This window comes from Streptomyces sp. NPDC058534, assembly GCF_042717365.1.
Classification (GTDB): domain Bacteria; phylum Actinomycetota; class Actinomycetes; order Streptomycetales; family Streptomycetaceae; genus Streptomyces.
This window is the reverse complement of the sequence record NZ_JBHXNW010000022.1, coordinates 1-16619: the sequence shown is the minus strand read 5'-3', so window position 1 is coordinate 16619 and position 16619 is coordinate 1. Positions and strand designations below refer to the sequence as shown.

At 72.1% G+C, this 16619-nt stretch carries 14 protein-coding genes and 3 pseudogenes; 9 read left to right on the top strand and 8 right to left on the bottom strand.

From position 1 onward, the window contains the following. Positions 1-112: 112 nt before the first annotated feature. From ACFWR9_RS16015 to dacB, 3 genes and pseudogenes are all read left to right on the top strand, one after another. A pseudogene (locus ACFWR9_RS16015) lies at positions 113-625 on the top strand (AraC family transcriptional regulator); the annotation flags it as partial. Then, positions 553-1848, top strand: a pseudogene (locus tag ACFWR9_RS16010) (MFS transporter). The pseudogenes ACFWR9_RS16015 and ACFWR9_RS16010, both read left to right, overlap by 73 nt. A 454-nt stretch (positions 1849-2302) precedes the next feature. Further along, positions 2303-3658 carry a D-alanyl-D-alanine carboxypeptidase/D-alanyl-D-alanine-endopeptidase gene (gene dacB, locus ACFWR9_RS16005; RefSeq protein WP_383841657.1) on the top strand — a complete coding sequence of 452 codons (1356 nt, stop codon included), beginning with the start codon at positions 2303-2305 and terminating at the stop codon, positions 3656-3658. A gap of 207 nt (positions 3659-3865) precedes the next feature. Here the strand turns inward: dacB and ACFWR9_RS16000 are convergent, their stop codons facing one another. The 5 genes from ACFWR9_RS16000 to ACFWR9_RS15980 form a co-directional block, all read right to left on the bottom strand. Next, positions 3866-4282: a cupin domain-containing protein gene (locus ACFWR9_RS16000; RefSeq protein WP_383841654.1), complete on the bottom strand. Its 417-nt coding sequence runs from the start codon at positions 4280-4282 to the stop codon at positions 3866-3868. Continuing rightward, positions 4224-5522 (bottom strand): MFS transporter, encoded by a 1299-nt coding sequence (locus ACFWR9_RS15995; protein WP_383841651.1) that lies wholly within the window; start codon positions 5520-5522, stop codon positions 4224-4226. Before ACFWR9_RS15995 ends, ACFWR9_RS16000 begins: the two co-directional genes overlap by 59 nt. Before the next feature lie 41 nt (positions 5523-5563). Then, complete coding sequence (locus ACFWR9_RS15990) at positions 5564-6097, bottom strand: cyclophilin-like fold protein (RefSeq protein WP_383841648.1); 534 nt, start codon at positions 6095-6097, stop codon at positions 5564-5566. An 18-nt stretch (positions 6098-6115) separates the two neighbouring features. Beyond that, a complete protein-coding gene (locus ACFWR9_RS15985; RefSeq protein ID WP_383841645.1) occupies positions 6116-6781 on the bottom strand; it encodes an SDR family NAD(P)-dependent oxidoreductase in 666 nt (221 codons plus the stop codon). A gap of 103 nt (positions 6782-6884) precedes the next feature. Further along, entirely contained in the window at positions 6885-7901 is a 1017-nt protein-coding gene (locus ACFWR9_RS15980) for a zinc-dependent alcohol dehydrogenase family protein (protein ID WP_383841642.1), read from the bottom strand. A 263-nt stretch (positions 7902-8164) separates the two neighbouring features. Here ACFWR9_RS15980 and ACFWR9_RS15975 point away from each other — a divergent pair, with 263 nt between their 5' ends. After that, entirely contained in the window at positions 8165-8998 is an 834-nt protein-coding gene (locus ACFWR9_RS15975) for a helix-turn-helix domain-containing protein (RefSeq protein WP_383841888.1), read from the top strand. On the opposite strand, the gene ACFWR9_RS15970 is transcribed toward ACFWR9_RS15975, so the two are convergent. The 3 genes from ACFWR9_RS15970 to ACFWR9_RS15960 are packed head-to-tail and all read right to left on the bottom strand — an operon-like array spanning position 8893 to position 11363. Further along, on the bottom strand, positions 8893-9783 hold the full coding sequence (locus ACFWR9_RS15970; protein WP_383841639.1) for a MerR family transcriptional regulator: 891 nt from the start codon (positions 9781-9783) through the stop codon (positions 8893-8895). The two genes, ACFWR9_RS15975 and ACFWR9_RS15970, sit on opposite strands and share 106 nt — an antisense overlap. A gap of 15 nt (positions 9784-9798) precedes the next feature. Continuing rightward, the gene (locus tag ACFWR9_RS15965) at positions 9799-10560 is read right to left on the bottom strand and encodes an ABC transporter permease (RefSeq protein WP_383841636.1); all 762 of its coding nucleotides are present in this window, start codon (positions 10558-10560) and stop codon (positions 9799-9801) included. Continuing rightward, the gene (locus ACFWR9_RS15960; protein WP_383841633.1) at positions 10557-11363 is read right to left on the bottom strand and encodes an ABC transporter ATP-binding protein; all 807 of its coding nucleotides are present in this window, start codon (positions 11361-11363) and stop codon (positions 10557-10559) included. The genes ACFWR9_RS15965 and ACFWR9_RS15960 overlap by 4 nt, the downstream gene beginning before the upstream one ends. Before the next feature lie 152 nt (positions 11364-11515). Between ACFWR9_RS15960 and ACFWR9_RS15955 the strand changes: the two are divergent. The 5 genes and pseudogenes from ACFWR9_RS15955 to ACFWR9_RS15935 form a co-directional block, all read left to right on the top strand. Beyond that, a pseudogene (locus tag ACFWR9_RS15955) lies at positions 11516-11611 on the top strand (DUF4956 domain-containing protein); the annotation flags it as partial. A 352-nt stretch (positions 11612-11963) separates the two neighbouring features. Continuing rightward, the gene (locus ACFWR9_RS15950; RefSeq protein ID WP_383841630.1) at positions 11964-13799 is read left to right on the top strand and encodes a gamma-glutamyltransferase family protein; all 1836 of its coding nucleotides are present in this window, start codon (positions 11964-11966) and stop codon (positions 13797-13799) included. Positions 13800-13884: 85 nt separating this feature from the next. Then, positions 13885-14730, top strand: a complete 846-nt coding sequence (locus tag ACFWR9_RS15945; RefSeq protein WP_383841627.1) for an inositol monophosphatase family protein — start codon at positions 13885-13887, stop codon at positions 14728-14730. Positions 14731-14889: 159 nt separating this feature from the next. Beyond that, positions 14890-16299 carry a phytoene desaturase family protein gene (locus ACFWR9_RS15940; protein ID WP_383841624.1) on the top strand — a complete coding sequence of 470 codons (1410 nt, stop codon included), beginning with the start codon at positions 14890-14892 and terminating at the stop codon, positions 16297-16299. A gap of 75 nt (positions 16300-16374) precedes the next feature. After that, the coding region (locus tag ACFWR9_RS15935) for a macro domain-containing protein (RefSeq protein WP_383841621.1) at positions 16375-16619 on the top strand (245 nt) is incomplete at its 3' end.

The window sequence follows — 16619 nt, the reverse complement described above, 5'->3', positions numbered from 1 at the left end:
CATTCCGCATCCGGGGCAACAGCCCGTCCGACCGGTGTGTTCCCACCGCGCGCCGGGCCGGTCCGGAGCCCGGTTGGCCTGAGCCGCATGCGTGTCACCAGGGAACTGCGAGCACTCCCACCCGTGGCACGAACTGCTGTGGAACGAGCACGGCGCCTCCACCGCCGTGGTCGGCACCCAGGTGTGGTGCATCACGCCGACACTGGGGCTCTGGATGCCGGCGGGGCAGCCGCACTCCGCCTCCGCGGTCGCGGGCACCTCCTACCGCGCCCACTTCTTCCGGCACGGCACGGAGTCGGCGCTGCCCGACGTGCCGGTGGCCGTGGACATCACCCCGCTGCTCCGGCTCCTCCTGGAGCGGCTGGAGGAGCCCGGCCTGTCCGCGCGCTCCCGGGCCGTGACCGAGGCCATGGTCCTCGACGTCCTGCGGCCGTCACCGCGTGCCCTGCTGGTGCAGCTGCCCACGTCCGAGTTGCTGCGGCCGATCGTGGCCGCGGTCCGCGCGGACCCCGCCAACCAGCGGACGCTCACCGGCTGGGCCACCGCCCTCGGGTGCAGCGCCCGCACCCTGACCCGGGGTTTCCGGACCGAGACCGGCACCAGCTTCGCCCGGTGGGTCGCCTCGGCGGCGTGATGGCCCTGATCGCGCTGCCGCTCCAGATCAAGGACCTGACCGGATCCCCGCTCGCGGTCGGCGTCATGGGCGCCGTCGAACTCGTACCGCTGGTCGTCTTCGGGCTGTACGGCGGCGCACTCGCCGACGCGGTGGCCCGGCGCAAGGTCATCGTGGTGACCGAGGCGGGACTGGGCCTGCTGGCGGTCGTCCTGCTGGTGAACGCGATGCTGCCGCGGCCGATGCTGTGGCCGCTCTACGTGGTGGCGGCCGGGGTGGCCGCCCTGGCCGGACTCCAACGGCCCGCGCTGGACTCGTTGCTGGCCCGGATCGTCCCGCACGGCCAACTGGCCGCGGCGGCCGCGCTGAACGCCCTGCGCTGACAGGCCGGCGCGATCGCCGGATCCGCGCCGGCCGGCCTCGTGGTGGCCTACGCGGGCAACGTCCCGGCGTACGCCACCACCGTGGCCTGCCTTCTCGGGTCGGTCCTGATGTGCCGTCGGCTCTCACCCGTGCCGCCCGCCGAACACGCGGCCAGACCGTCGCTGCGCGGCATCGCGGAAGGCGCGCGGTACGCGTGGTCGCGACCGGTGCTGCTCGGCACGTACGCCATCGACCTGGCGGCGATGTTCTTCGCCTTCCCGAACACCATCTTCCCGTTCCTCGCCGACGACCTCGACGCCGAGTGGGCGCTCGGGCTGATGTACTCGGCCGGAGCCGTCGGGTCGCTGCTGGTCAGCCTGACCAGCGGCTGGGTTTCCCGGACCCGGCGGCACGGGCTGCTGGTGGTGTTCGGCGCCGCCGGGTGGGGCCTGGCCATCGCGGCGGCCGGCTGGACGTCGCAGGTCCGGCTGGTCCTGGTGTGCCTCGGGCTCGCGGGAGCTGGGGACATGCTGAGCGGCCTGGGCCGCTCCACGATCTGGAATCAGACCATCCCCGACCGCCTGCGCGGCCGGCCCGCCGGCATCGAGGTCCTCTCCTACAGCATCGGCCCGCAACTCGGCCAGGTCCGCGCCGGGGTGATGGCCGGCTGGACCGGTGCCCGTCCGGCGATCTGGAGCGGCGGCCTCGCCTGCGTCGCCGCGGTGGGCCTGCTCACGGCCGCCCTGCCCAAGCTGATCAGCTACGACGCCCGAACCGACGAGGACGCCCGCCGCCGGGCCGCCGAGGGTGCCGGCCAACAGCCGGACCCGCTCGCGGACTGTGGGACCGGTGAGGCTGGCGTGAACCACTGACAACAGTGAGTGACCGTTTCGCGTCGCCACCCGTTCCACGGGTTCCGCGAGTTCCCCACACCGGCGTCGCCTGAGTCTGAGGACTTCTTCGAAACGTCGAAACGGGCGGAAAGAAGAAGGCCGCCGGCGTGTTCGTCTCGACCAAGACGTCGAAGGACGCGAACGGCGGGACGCTCGCCCTCTTCCCGACCGCGCACACGCAGGAACTGATGAGGGCAAGCCCCGCGTGACCGCCATCGAGTACCGGATGGTCGACTCCCGCTGACGGACCGGCCCGGCCCGACCGGGAATGGACCGCCTCCATTGCCCGAAAGGGCAGCGGAATTGCCCGTGGAAGTTTTTCAAGACGTTCACAGTCAATGATTTACCGCTCCGGCCGCCCACTTGACGGCTGGTAACGTGCCCGCCGTTCCACCCCCACAGAACGAAGTACCCGATCTTTGGAATTCACTTTATGACTGGTACGCCAGACGAAACCCCCACGAACACTTTCGCCCCGGGCGGACGCCGCCGGCACCGCAGGGCGAGAGTCGGCCGGATCGGCGCGCGACGGGCCCTCGTGCTCGCGATGGCCGTGCCCGTGGCCTCCGCCACGCTGGCCGGAACCTCGGCCTTCGCCGCCGACGACAGCACCGCGACACCGCAGGGCATCTCGGTCGACGACCTCGCCGCCGACGACGCCCAGTTGGTCAAGAACCTCAACGAGCGCGTCGCCGACGAGCGCCTGGGCACGAACGTCAGCGGCGTGGTCCTCGACGCCGACTCGGACACCGCCCTGTGGGACCACAACGGCTCCACCACCCTCATGCCGGCCTCCAACGCCAAGCTCGCCACGGCGACCACCGCACTGACGCTGCTGGGCGCGAACCACGAGTTCACCACGAAGGTCGTGTACGGCGAGGGCACCCTCACCCTCGTCGGCGGCGGTGACCGCACCCTCACCAGCGACGACGTGGCCGAGATGGCCAAGACCGCCGTCGACGGGCTCAAGGCCGCGGGCCTGTCCCACGTCAAGGTCCGGGTGGACGACAGCCTGTTCGCCGAGCCGAGCCTCGCCAAGGGCTGGAACGAGGGCTACTACCCCACCGAGGTCACGCCGGTCCGTTCGCTCGTCGTCGACGGCGCCGCGGTCGACGACACGGCGATCAACGCCGGCAACGTCTTCGCCAAGAAGCTCGCCGCGCTGGGCGTCACCGTCGACGGCGAGGTCAGCCGTGCGACGGCGCAGCAGTCCGACGTACCGGTGGCGCAGCACAAGTCGGCACCGCTGTCGGACATCGTCAAGCAGATGCTCAAGACGAGCGACAACAACATCGCCGAGACCCTGCTGCGGATGTCCGCCGTGGAGCTGGGGAAGCCGGCCACCTTCGAGGGCGGCGTCGCACTCGTCCGCCAGGTGCTCAGCTCGTACGGGGTGTCGCTCGACAACTTCGAGATGTACGACGGCAGCGGCCTCTCCCGCGCCGACCGCATCCCGGCCGCGACCCTCGCACAGCTCCTCGACGCGATCACGGAGTCCCCCGCCCTCAGCTCGATCCTGGACGGTCTGCCGGTCGCCGGCGAGGCCGGTGCCAGCCTCGGCCCGGAGTGGGGACGCTTCGACGACGCCAACTCCAAGTGCGCCGTCGGCAAGGTGCACGCGAAGACCGGCACGCTCACCGGTGCCGTCGCCCTGAGCGGTGTCACGCGGACCGATGACGGCGAGTGGAGGATCTTCTCCTTCATCGAGAACAACTCGTCGGCCGACCCGAGCGACATCAAGGACGCCATGGACGGCCTCGCCGCGACGGTGAACGGCTGCTGGGCCTGACACCCCGCACCTCACGCCCGCCCGCGCGTCGCCCAACGGCGGTGCGCGGGCGGACGTGTGAGGAGCTTCGGTGAAGGATCCCGCGGACGCGGACTCAAGAAACCGATGGGCCACGCCTCTGGACGGTGCCCCGAGTGCAGCCGTACATGACCTTTTGGGCAGGAGTCCCGATTCTCACCACTCGGCTCTCACGGGGGTGGCGTCCGGTCAGCTCCCGTTCGTGCTGTTGAGGGCGTGGGTGTACCGCTCGTCGGTGACCGGTTCGAGCCAGGTGGTGCCGTCGCCGTCGGCGTCGCCGACGACCATGGCGATGTGGGCCATGAGCGTGGTGTCGGTGCCGCCGTGCCAGTGCTCCTCGCCGGCCGGGCACTTGACGATCTGTCCGGCACTCACCCGTACAACGCTGCCGTCGCGGGTCCCGACCAGGCCGACGCCGTCGGTGATGTACAGCGTCTGCCCGTTGGCGTGGCTGTGCCAGTGGGTGCGGGCGCCCGGGGTGAAGCGCACCAGGGCGGCGGCCAGACGGGCGGGTTCGCTCGGGGCCTCGATCATGTTGAGGTAGACGTCACCGGTGAAACGCTCGGCCGGCGCCTTGGCTGTCGGGGTCGAGGTGATGTGCTCCATGGTCTTCGTCCTTGTCAGGTGGGGGCGTTGGGAGCCGGGAAGCGGCTTCAGGACTGCTCGTCCTCCCGCGCCTGGCCGTGACGGCCAGGGCGGTCAGCGGCAGCAGGGTCAGGCCCGCGAAGGCGGCGCCGACCAGGGCCGGTCCGGTCACGCCGAGGGAAGAGGCGAGGGCGTGCCCGGCGAGTGCTGAGCCGGCGGCGATGCCCGTGTTGTACGCGGACGTGGTCAGCGCGGAGGCCAGGGTGGGTGCGTCGCCGGCGAAACGGACGGCGAGCGCGGTGACGACCGGGTTGATGGTGAATCCGGTCAGTGCCATGAGGAAGATCAGGGCGATGGCGGCGACCGGGGTGGTGGACAGCGGGATCAGCGCGAGCAGGAGCAGCGCGGTCGTCGCGACGGCCGGGATCGTGGTGGCCATCGGGCGCAGGTCGCCGAACCGGCCGCCGATTGCGGTGCCGCCCAGTGCGCCGGCGCCGAACGCGATCAGGACCAGAGGTACGGCACCGTCCGGGATGCCGGCCCGGTCGGTCAGCAGCGGGGTGATGTAGGTGTAGACGGCCAGCACGCCGCCCATGATCAGCACGGCTGAGGCCAGGGCCAGCCACAGTCGGCCCTGCCGCAACGCCCGGATCTCGCCGCGTACGGAAATCCGGGCGCGCTGCTCCGTCCGGGGGATGAACCGGCCGATCACGGCGGCGGCGAGGACGGCGAGTGCGGCCAGGGCCCAGAACAGCCCGCGCCAGCCGGTGACGTGCCCGGCCAGTGACCCGGCGGGGACGCCCACGACGTTGGCCAGGGTCAGGCCGCCCATCATCACGCTGACGGCACGGGTGGCGTTGGCGGACCCGGCGGCGGTGGTGGCGATGACGAAGCCGACGGCCCAGAACGCGCCGGTGGCCAGCGCGGTGACGAACCGGGCGGCCAGAACGACGGTGAAGGAACCGGTGAGGGCTGCCACGACGTGCCCGGCGGCGAAGACCGCCAGGGCCAGGACGAGGGTGAGGCGCCGGGGCAGGCGCAGGGTGGCCAGAGCCATGGCCGGACCGCCGACGATCATGCCGACGGCGAAGGCCGTGATCAGCAGGCCGGCGTGGGAGACGCCGACGCCGAGGTCGAGGGCGATGTCCGGGAGGAGGCCGGCGATGACGAACTCGGTGGTGCCCATCAAGAAGGTGCCGGCGGCGAGCACCCACACGACGAAGGGCAGGCTGCCCGGCGCGTCAGCGGCGGGGTGGGACATGGGGAGAGCTTCTCCTTGGGGAAGGGGGAAGGGGGAACGGGTCAGGACGCGGGCTGGATGCGGACCCGGTCGGCGTTGGCCAGGCGTGCGATGTCGTCCCGGTTGGTGAGGTGGCCGAGGATGACCAGGCCCGGTGAGGGGTGGCCGTCGCGGTAGAACAGGGCCAGATTGCCCCACGGCGCGTAGAAGGCCAGGTCACCGGCGTTGGGGTCGGACGATTCGGGGGCGCCGTCGGTGGTCGGCCTGCGCGGCAGGTCGGCGACGCGTTCGATCTCCTGGAAGTCGTCGAGATCGAGAGTGAGCGGCAGCAGCCCGGCGAAGTCCCGCGCGGTGGCGCTGTCGTTCAAGGTGGCGTCCACGCTGTGGCCGTCGATCGTGAGGCGGATGTGCACGGTGCTGTCCTCCTCGGAGGGTTCGGTCGTCGGCCGGCCGGTCGCGGACTGGCGCGGCGCGCTTTGGGGCGGCGACGACGCGGGCTTTGCGTCCGGCGTGCCGGTGCCGCACGCCGTCGTCGCCAGCAGCAGCGCCGCGGCCGGGACCGCATGCGCGACGGTGCGCAGGGTGGGGTGGGGCATGACGGCAGGGCCTTCGGCTCAGTCGGGCATCGGTTCGGCGTAGTGCCGGAAGCCGTCCCGATCGGTGTGCAGGCCGTACAGCCGCTCGGCCAGCACGCTCGGCCTGGAGTGTTCGGAGTCCGGGCTGATGGCTCCGGGGACGATGAGCTGGGCGGCGTGGATGTTCTCGCCCGCGAGCGCGTCGTGCAGCATGGCCGCGTACGCGCTCTCGCCGGCGAACGCGATCGAGGTACCCGCACGGTCGGGGTGCGGGCGGACCGCGCTGCCGCCGTTGACGAACAGCAGCGTGCCGCGCCCCAGCGCCCGCATCCCGGGGAGGACCGCGTTCACGCAGGTCAGCGGGCCCTTGATGGAGAAGGCGAGCGGATCGTCCAGGTCGGCCGGGCCGGTGTCGAGGACCGGCTTCATGAAGTCGGCGCGGGGCACCGGGCTGAACTGGAGGATCTCCACCGGCCCCAGCTCCTCACCGGCCCGTCGCAAGGCGGTGGTGAGGGAGCCGGGGTCCAGGACGTCGGCGGTATAGCCGCGAGCCCGGATTCCGTCCCGGTCCAGTGCGGCGACGAGAGGGGTGAGGTGCTCGGGGTTGCGCGAGAGGAGGGCGACGGTGTGGCCGGCCTCGCCGAAGCGGTGGGCGCAGGCCAGACCGAGGCCGGGACCGGCGCCGACGAGGGCGAAGGTCGTCATGGAAGGGTCCTCCGAGCGATCGGAATGGGGCAGTCGGGCGGGCGGTCGGTCGGGCGGGCGGTCAGCGCTCGGGCACGCCGCTCGGATGGGCTCGTTGCCCTGGTCAGGGCTTCAGGAGCGCCTTGATGGCACGGCGCTCGTCCATCGCCCGGTAACCCTCGGCGACCTCGTCGAGCGGCAGGGTGAGGTCGAAGACCTTGCCCGGGTCGATACGGCCCGACTGGACGAGGCCGATGAGGTCGGGCAGGTAGCGGCGCACGGGGGCGGGCCCGCCGCGCAGCCCGACGTGGGAGAAGAACAGCTCCTGCCCGTCCACGGCGACGTCGTGGGGGACGCCGACGAAACCGACGTTGCCGCCCGGCCGGGTGGAGCGCAGGGCCTGCCGCATGGCCTCACCGGTGCCGACGCACTCCAGCACACTGTCGGCGCCGATCCCGCCGGTCAGCTCCTTGATCCGCTCGACACCCTCCTCGCCGCGCTCGGCGACGATGTCGGTGGCGCCGAACTCGCGGGCCAGCCGCTGCCGGCTCTCGTGGCGGCTCATGGCGATGATCCGCTCCGCGCCCATCTCCCTGGCGGCGATCACCGCGCACAGTCCGACCGCGCCGTCACCGACCACCACGGCGGTCGAGCCGCGCTTCACCTCGGCGGCCTCCGCGGCCCACCAGCCGGTACCCATGACGTCGGAGACCGCCAGCAGGCTCGGCCACAGCTCCTCGCCCGGGATGCCGTCGGTGGCCACCAGAGTGCCCTGGGCGTTGGGGATACGGACGTGGTCGGCCTGGCAGGTGGACATGAACTCGCGGTGCAGGCAGTTGGACTGGAAGCCGTTCCGGCAGTTCGCGCACGTGTTGTCCGAGGTGGCGAACGAGCCGATCACGAACTGGCCCGGCCTGACCGAGGTGACCTCGGAGCCGACCTCCTCGACGAAGCCCACGTACTCGTGGCCCATCGGATGCGGCTCCTCCGTCGGCTCCACGCCGCGGTAGGGCCACAGATCCGAACCGCACACACAGGTCACCGCCGTACGGATGACCGCGTCGGTCGGATTGAGGATCCTGGGATCGTCCAGGGGCTCGAAGCGGATGTCGCCGGGAGCGTAGATCAGTGCGCCGCGCATGAGAGGGGTTCCTTCGCGAGCCGAGGCGCCGTACCGGGGGAGCGGCCGTCGCCGGGTGCAGGGCCGGGTGACTTTCCCCGGTCGACTCACGGCCGGGCGAAAAGCACCACGTCATCCAGGTAACCCGCTCTCGGCGCGCGCAGCGAGGCACGGTCGAAGGGTGTACCGCCAGTACATCCCTTCCGCGGCGGGCCGGACGTACCGTCGAAGGCGTGGACAACCAAGCAGAGGTCCGCGAGTTCCTGACCTCGCGGTGAGCCAAGATCACCCCCGAGCGGGCGGGGCTGCCCGCCGGCAGCCGGCGCCGGGTGCCGGGCCTGCGCCGCAGCGAGGTCGCCGCGCTGGCCGACATGAGCGTGGAGTACTACTCCAAACTGGAACGCGGCCACCTCGCCGGCGCCTCCCCGGCCGTCCTGGAAGCCCTCGCCCGCGCTCTCCACCTCGACGACGCCGAACGCGCCCACCTGCTGAACCTCGCCCACGCGGCGGACGGCTCCGACGCCCTTACCCGCCCCCGGCGCCGTACCCCACAGTGGAAGGCGCACCGCAGCCTGCAGTGGGTCCTGGACGCCGTCACCGCCGGCCCGGCCTTCGTGCGCAACGGCCGCATGGACCTGCTCGCCACGAACCAGCTCGCCCGCGCCTTCTACGCCGACGTCTACGCCACACCCCACAACCAGGCCAACCTGGCCCGCTTCAACTTCCTCGACCCCGTCTCACGGCGCTTCTACCCCGACTGGGACCAGGCCGCCGACGTCGCGGTGTCGATCCTGCGCACCGAAGCCGGCCGCAACCCCCACGACAAGGGCCTGCACGACCTCGTCGGCGAACTCTCCACCCGAAGCGACGACTTCCGTACCCGCTGGGGCGCCCACAACGTCCGCCACCACGGCACCGGCACCAAACGCTTCCACCATCAGGCCGTGGGCGAGCTGACCCTCGCCTACGAGGGCCTGGAGATGGCCGCCGAACCCGGCCTGACCCTCACGATCTACACCGCCGAACCCGGCTCGCCCTCCGAAGAGGGACTGCGCCTCCTGGCGTCCTGGGCCGCCACCCGGGATGCCGACGCCACGGAACCCTCCGCGGCGAGCTGAGCCTCGGGTGCGGTGCTGAGCCGTTCGGCGGGCACTCGCTCGATGCGGGTCCAGCCACTCCAGCCACGCTCCTTCAGGATCGCCAGAACCAGTTGGGCGCCCGGTGCGGACTCCACCATGGCCGAGTCCATCAGGGCGACGAACTGGTCGTCGAAGCCGTCCGCCCCCACCTCGCCGGCCTCCACGGCGCGAATCATCAGGCGCTCCAGGATGTCGGCGATCTCGGTGATCCGTGGATCGCCGGGCAGCCAGTCGGGCTCCCCGGTGAAGAAGGAGTAGAGCCGCACCATGTCGGGGTCGTCCAACTCCTCGTGCTTCTTGGCGATCACGGAGTCGATCAGGTGCGGCACCTGCGCGGCGATCATGATCCAGGCGTCCCGCTCCAGCTCGATGTACCGCTCGCCGACGCCGAGACCGCGCAGCCGGTCGAGGTACCCCACGACGCTCCGCGGGAGCGCCAGATGCTCCCCGGCGGCGAGCCGGGCGAGCCGGCCGCGGGTCCCCTGCAGCCGCCGGATCTCGGCGCGCAGATCCTTGTCGATCTCCTGGACGCCGCCGGCGAACTCCTCCGGCCCGGCGTCGAGGAGTTCCTGCACCCTGGCCAGGGGCACGCCGGCGTCGGCCAGGGTGCGGATCCGGATCAGTCGCACGACCGCGACGGCGTCGTAGGTCCGGTACCCGGACCGGTCACGCTCGGGCTCGGGCAGCAGCCCGATCTTGTGGTAATGGCGTACCGCCCGTACCGTCACCCCGGCGTACGCGGCCAGCTGACTGATGGTGAGCATGGGTCTCAGCCTGCCTCAGGCGATCTTCCGGCGGTAGGCGGTCATCGCGAAGGCGTACGCCACGACGAGGATGCCCACACACCACGCGAGCGTGATCCAGATGTCGTCGCCGACCGGCTCTCCCGCGAACAGGGCACGGATCGTGTCGACGATCGACGTCGCCGGCTGATGCTCGGCGAACCAGCGCACCGGGCCCGGCATCGTGTCGGTGGGCACGAACGCCGAACTGACGAACGGCAGGAAGATCAGCGGGTAGGCGAACGCGCCCGCTCCCTCGACCGACGACGCCGAGAGCCCGGGGATCACGGCCAACCAGGTCAGCGCCAGGGTGAACAGGAGCAGAATGCCGGCGACCGCGAGCCATCCCGCCACTCCGGCCCCCGAGCGGAAGCCCATGAGCAGGGCGACGCCCACGACGAGCACGAGCGCGATCAGGTTGGCGACCAGCGAGGTGACGACGTGGGCCCACAGCACGCCCGACCGCGCGATCGGCATGGACTGGAACCGCTCGAAGATCCCGCTCTTCACATCGGTGAACAACCGGTACGCGGTATAGGAGATGCCCGACGCGATGGTCATGAGCAGGATGCCTGGCAGCATGTAGTTCACGTACGAAACCGACCCGGTCTCAATGGCGCCGCCGAACACGTAGACGAACATCAGCATCATGGCGACCGGCGTGATGGCGGTCGTGATGATGGTGTCCATGCTGCGTGTGACGTGCCGCAGGGTCCGCCCCGTGAGCGCGGCGGTGTCGCTGAGGAAGTGCGCGGTCATCGCTGCTCCTTGGTTGTCGTGCCAGTGGCGCGGCTCGTCTCTCCGCCGACCACCGCGAGGAAGATCTCTTCGAGGGTCGGCTGCTTCTCGACGTACTCGATCTTCGCGGGCGGGAAGAGCTGCTTGAGCTCGGCGAGGGTGCCGTTCACGATGATCCGGCCCTGGCGGAGGATCGCGATCCGGTCGGCCAGCTGTTCGGCCTCCTCCAGGTACTGCGTGGTGAGCAGCACCGTCGTTCCGTTGCGGGCGAGTTCCCTGACCGCGTCCCACACCTCGATGCGTGCCTCGGGGTCCAGCCCGGCCGTCGGCTCGTCCAGGAAGATCACCGGCGAGTCCCCGACGAGACTCATCGCGATGTCCAGTCGGCGGCGCATCCCACCCGAATACGTCGACACCCGCCGCGCCCCCGCCTCGCTCAGCGAGAAGCGCCGCAACAGGTCGTCCGCGACCGCGCCCGGATCCTCGAGGTGGCGCAGCCTGGCGACGAGGACGAGGTTCTCCCGACCGCTGAGGATCTCGTCGACGGCCGCGAACTGACCGGTGAGACTGATGGACTCCCGCGCGTCCGCCGGTTGCGTGGCGACGTCGAACCCGTTGACGCTCGCCGTCCCCGCGTCGGCCTTCAGGAGCGTGGCGAGGATCCGCACGGTCGTGGTCTTGCCCGCTCCGTTGGAGCCGAGCAGGGCGAAGATGCTGCCCCGCGCCACGTCGAAGTCGACGCCGCGCAGCACGTCGAGCTTCCCGTACGACTTCTCCAGCCCCCGCACGCGAATCGCCGGACCGGCCATCGATTGGGCCGTCATGGTCATCTCCCTCCTTCGTCCTTCGTGGAGCCGTTCCAGGCGACCGCGAGGAAGCTCCTGCCGGAAGGGTGGAGGGTTGACCCGGCGTCAAGGTCAACCCTGCTCCGACGCACGCCGGGCGGTCGACCGCGGTTCTGGTTCCTGTCGGTCAAGCGGCCGAGCCGAGTGACCTGGTGGCCGCGCTGCAAGAGCGCGCGTCCGGTCAGCGGGTGACAGTCCTGACCGGTTACGACACCACCGATCTGTGAGGCTCTGGGTGGCCGATACTTCTGTGGGGACGGACGCCCGCGTCTCCCCATACGTGACCTCCGCATCCCGGATGGTCCGAGTACGAGACGTCCTTCCGCCGGCTCAACAAGGTCGGCAGCCTGGAACCGCACACCGGTCCGATGCGTGGATGCACCTTCCGACTGCTCCTGCCCACGCGCTGAAGGAGCTGCTCCTGGCCGGGGAAGAAGGAACGCAAGGCGATCGATAGCCTGTCGGGGGGAGCGGGACGAGGAGAGCGCCTCGGCGTGAACTCCCCGGATTCTCCCCGGCCCCCGCCCCGAGCGCCCGTCGACCGTGCCACGTCACGCAGCCAACGATGTGAGAGGCCCCGTGTTCACCACCCGACCCACCCTCCAGGGCACCTTCGGCATGGTGTCCTCCACCCACTGGCTGGCCTCGCAGGCGGCCATGGCCGTCCTGGAGGACGGGGGCAACGCCTACGACGCCGCCGTGGCCGGTGCCTTCGTCCTGCACGTCGTGGAGCCGCACCTCAACGGGCCCGCCGGGGAGGTGCCGATCCTGCTCGCGCCCGCGGACGGCGAGGTGCGGGTGCTGTGCGGGCAGGGCGTCGCGCCGGCCGGGGCGACGGTCGCGCACTACAAGGGGCTCGGTCTGGACCTCGTACCCGGCACCGGCCCCCTGGCCGCCGCCGTGCCCGGAGCCTTCGACGCCTGGCTGCTCCTGCTGCGCGACCACGGCACCAAACCGCTGGCCGACGTGCTGAAGTACGCCATCGGCTACGCCGAGCACGGGCACGCGCCCGTGGAGCGCGTCGCGGAGACCGTCGAGACCGTCCGGAACCTGTTCGAGACGGAGTGGACGACCTCGGCCGAGATCTACCTGCCGGACGGCCGCCCGCCCCGCCCCGGCGAGCTGTTCCGCAACCCCGCCCTCGCCGCCACCTGGAAGCGGCTGCTCGCCGAGGCGGCCGGCGCGGGGGACCGGGAGGCGGAGATCGACGCCGCGCGGGAGGTCTGGCGCTCCGGGTTCGTCGCCGAGGCCCTCGTACGACAGGCCGGCCGGCCCACCACGGACACCAGCGGCGAACGCCACACCGGCACCCTGACGGCCGCCGACCTCGCCGGCTGGTCCGCACACTACGAGGCTCCCGCCACCTACGACTGGAACGGCTGGACCCTGTGCAAGGCCGGCCCGTGGAGCCAGGGGCCCGTCCTCCTCCAGCAGCTGGCGCTGCTCCCGCCCGAACTGCCCGCGTACGGCTCCGCCGACTACGTCCACCTGCTGGTCGAGGGCTGCAAGCTGGCCATGGCGGACCGGGAGGCCTGGTACGGCGACGCGGACGGCGCGGAGCGGGTGCCGCTCGGCGACCTGCTCTCGGCCGGGTACAACGCGGCGCGGCGCGACCTCGTCGGCGACAAGGCGTCCTTCGAACTGCGGCCCGGCGGCCCGGGCGGGCGCACCCCACGGCTCAGCGCCCACGCGCTGCTGGCGGCCGACGAGGCTGAGGGCTTCGACGCCCTGGGGGTCGGCGAGCCCACGGTCGCCAAGAGCCCGGCCTCCCCGGTGCCGGGCGAACCGGACGTCGCCGCCGACGGAGGCACCCGCGGCGACACCTGCCACCTCGACATCGTGGACCGCTGGGGCAACATGATCTCGGCCACGCCCAGCGGCGGCTGGCTCCAGTCCAACCCCGTCGTGCCCGAACTGGGCTTCCCGCTCGGCACCCGGCTGCAGATGACCTGGCTGGAGGAGGGCCTGCCCAACTCGCTCACCCCCGGCCGCCGCCCCCGCACCACGCTCACGCCCTCCATCGCCCTGCGTGACGGCATCCCCGTCATGGCCTTCGGCACCCCCGGCGGCGACCAGCAGGACCAGTGGCAGCTGCACTTCTTCCTGGCGGTCGCGCTGCGCGCGCGGATACGCGGCGGCCTCGACCTCCAGGGCGCCATCGACGCCCCGAACTGGCACAACGACGGCTTCCCCGGTTCCTTCTTCCCGCGCGGCATGCGGGCCGGCAGCGTCACCGTCGAGTCGCGGATGCCGGCGGACGTGGTGGAGGAGCTGCGGCGCCGCGGGCACGACGTGACGGTGGGCGACGCCTGGTCGGAGGGCCGGCTGTGCGCCGTCGCACGGGACCCGGAGACGGGCGTGCTGTCGGCGGCGGCGAACCCGCGGGGCATGCAGGGGTACGCGGTCGGCCGGTGACCCCCGCACCTCATGTTCGTGTCGATTCCACCCGGAGTACACCACCCGGGCGGGGATTGTCAGTGGGACGTGCTCTCATGGAGTCATGATCGAGAACAACGAAACCATCGACGAGTTTCTCGCCCGGCACGCCGACGACGTGGAGGAGGCCGTCCGCAAGGCGGCCGCCCAGGAGATCATGCCGCGCTGGCGGCGGCTCGCGGCGGACGAGGTCGACCAGAAGGCCGGCCCGCACGACCTGGTGACGGACGCCGACCGCAAGGCCGAGCTGTACCTCACCGACGCCCTCGCCGACCTGCTGCCCGGCTCGGTCGTCGTCGGCGAGGAGGCGGTGCACGCCAACCCCGCCTCCTACGAGGCGATACGGGGTGACGCACCGGTGTGGATCGTCGACCCGGTCGACGGAACCCGGCAGTTCGTGCGCGGCGAGCGGGGCTTCTGCACCCTGGTCGCGCTCGCCCGGCACGGAGTCGTGCACGCCTCCTGGACCTACGCCGCCGCCGACGACCGGCTCGCCACGGCCGTGCGGGGCCGGGGCGCGTACCTGGACGGTGAGCGGCTGTACGCGGGCGTGCCCGAGCCCGGCCGTGACCTGCGCGTCGCCACCTCCCACCCGGACTACACGACGGACGAGCAGAAGCACGACCTGCTCGGCCTGCGCACCCCGGGCGTGGCCCCGCGGGACTGCGGCTCGGCCGGCCTGGAGTACCTCGCCGTCGCCCGCGGCGAGTCCGACGCCACCGCCTTCTCGTGGGAGGCGGCCTGGGACCACGCGGCCGGACTGCTCCTGGTCGAGGAGGCGGGCGGTGTCCACCTGACCCGTACGGGCGTACCCTTCCGCATCACCGGTGGCAATGACCTGCCCTTCACCGCGGCCCGTGACGCGGCCACGGCCCGCCGGGTGGTGGGGCTGCTGTCCGGCGGAGCCTGATCCCGGGGCCGGGAGGCCACCCGCCCCGGCCCCACCCGCGACCAGGGGGCCCCGCCCCCGGCCCCCCCGGCCCCACCCGCGACCGCCGACTGTCGGACCCCGGGCATATCCTGATACGGAGTTGCCATCGGCTGACGAAGGGGTCCGAAGGTGCCGTCGATGCTCGATGCGGTCGTAGTGGGTGCGGGGCCGAACGGGCTGACCGCTGCCGTGGAGCTGGCCCGCCGGGGTTTCTCGGTCGCCGTCTTCGAAGCCCAGGGCACGGTGGGCGGCGGGGCGCGTACCGAGGAGCTGACGCTGCCGGGCTTCCGGCACGACCCCTGCTCCGCCGCGCACCCGCTCGGTATCAACTCACCGGCCTTCCGCGACCTCCCCCTGGAGCGGTACGGACTGGAGTGGCTGCACCCCGCGCTGCCGATGGCGCACCCCTTCCCGGACGGCTCCGCCGCCGTGCTCTCCCGGTCGGTCGGCGAGACCGCCGCCTCCTTCGGGGCGCGCGACGCGGGCACGTACCGCAGGCTGGTCGAGCGCTTCCTGCCCCGGTGGGACACTCTGGCCCGGGACTTCATGTCCCTGCCGCTGACCGCGCTGCCCCGCGACCCGGTCACCCTGGCCCGGTTCGGCCTGGTCGGGCTGCCCCCGTCGACGTGGCTGATGCGCCGCTTCCGCGACGAGAAGGCCAAGACCCTCTTCGCGGGCCTCGTCGCGCACGTCATGGCCCCGCTCGGCGGCTTCGCCACCGGCGCCATCGGCCTGGTCTTCGCCCTCGCAGCGCACGCCCGCGGCTGGCCCGTGGCCCGCGGCGGCTCCCAGGCCATCTCCGACGCCCTCGCCGGCCACCTCAATGACCTCGGCGGCACCGTCCACACCGACTACGAGGTCAAGCGCCTCGACGACCTGCCGCCCGCCCGCGCCTACGTCTTCGACACCTCGCCCACCGCCCTCGCCCGCATCGCCGGCCTCGGCAACCACTACGCCGGCTACCGGTACGGCCCCGGCGTCTTCAAGATCGACTACGCGCTGGACGGCCCCGTACCGTGGACCGCCGAGGAACCCCGCCGCGCGGGCACCGTGCAGATCGGCGCCGACAGCGCGGAGATCGGCGCCGCGCTGAACGCGGCCTCCCGCGCGGGCCGCGCGCCCGACGCGCCGTTCCTCATCACCGTGCAGCCCAGCGTCGCCGACCCCACCCGCGCCCCGGCCGGCCAGCACGTCTTCTGGGCGTACGGCCACGTCCCCAACGGCTGGACCGGCGACCTCACCGACGCCATAGAACGCCAACTGGAGCGCTTCGCCCCCGGCTTCCGTGACCGCGTCCTCGCCCGGGCCACCGCCGGCCCACCCGAACTGGCCGCCCGCAACGCCAACTACGTCGGCGGCGACATCGCCTCCGGCGCGGTCTCCGGCCTCCAGCTCCTGCTCCGCCCCAAGCTGTCCCTGTTCCCGTACGCCACCCCGCACCCGGCCGTCTTCATCTGCTCGTCGGCCACCCCGCCCGGCCCGGGTGTGCACGGCATGTCGGGGCACAACGCGGCCAAGGCCGTCTGGCGCAGGCTGCGCCAGACCTGACCACGAAGGAAGCGGTGTGGCGCGGGCTGCGCCAGACCTGACCACGAAAGAAACGGCGATGACCGGGAAGGGCCCATGACCACCATCACGCTCGTCCAGGGCGACATCACCCGCGAGAGCGCCGACGCCATCGTCAACGCCGCCAACTCCTCCCTGCTCGGCGGAGGCGGCGTCGACGGCGCCATCCACCGGCGCGGCGGCCCCGCGATCCTCGCGGAGTGCCGAAGCGTCTCTAGAATTCTGTGGTTGCCCGGGTGTTTCGGGCTTTTCGGGCGCGGCGTGGCCGTGTGCGGTCGCCTTGCCCTGGTCCGATCCTCGGG

Bases quoted from the DNA above. Each gene is read 5' to 3' on its own strand.
- ACFWR9_RS15985 (WP_383841645.1), bottom strand. From the start codon at position 6,781: ATGACGACCTTCGCCCTCGTCGGCGCCGGTCCCGGCCTCGGTCTGGCC.
- ACFWR9_RS15995 (WP_383841651.1), bottom strand. From the start codon at position 5,522: ATGTCCCACCCCGCCGCTGACGCGCCGGGCAGCCTGCCCTTCGTCGTG.
- ACFWR9_RS15940 (WP_383841624.1), top strand. From the start codon at position 14,890: ATGCTCGATGCGGTCGTAGTGGGTGCGGGGCCGAACGGGCTGACCGCT.
- ACFWR9_RS15990 (WP_383841648.1), bottom strand. From the start codon at position 6,097: ATGCCCCACCCCACCCTGCGCACCGTCGCGCATGCGGTCCCGGCCGCG.
- ACFWR9_RS15980 (WP_383841642.1), bottom strand. From the start codon at position 7,901: ATGCGCGGCGCACTGATCTACGCTCCCGGCGACATCCGCTTCGAGCCC.
- ACFWR9_RS15965 (WP_383841636.1), bottom strand. From the start codon at position 10,560: ATGACCGCGCACTTCCTCAGCGACACCGCCGCGCTCACGGGGCGGACC.
- ACFWR9_RS15960 (WP_383841633.1), bottom strand. From the start codon at position 11,363: ATGACGGCCCAATCGATGGCCGGTCCGGCGATTCGCGTGCGGGGGCTG.
- dacB (WP_383841657.1), top strand. From the start codon at position 2,303: ATGACTGGTACGCCAGACGAAACCCCCACGAACACTTTCGCCCCGGGC.
- ACFWR9_RS16000 (WP_383841654.1), bottom strand. From the start codon at position 4,282: ATGGAGCACATCACCTCGACCCCGACAGCCAAGGCGCCGGCCGAGCGT.
- ACFWR9_RS15945 (WP_383841627.1), top strand. From the start codon at position 13,885: ATGATCGAGAACAACGAAACCATCGACGAGTTTCTCGCCCGGCACGCC.
- ACFWR9_RS15970 (WP_383841639.1), bottom strand. From the start codon at position 9,783: ATGCTCACCATCAGTCAGCTGGCCGCGTACGCCGGGGTGACGGTACGG.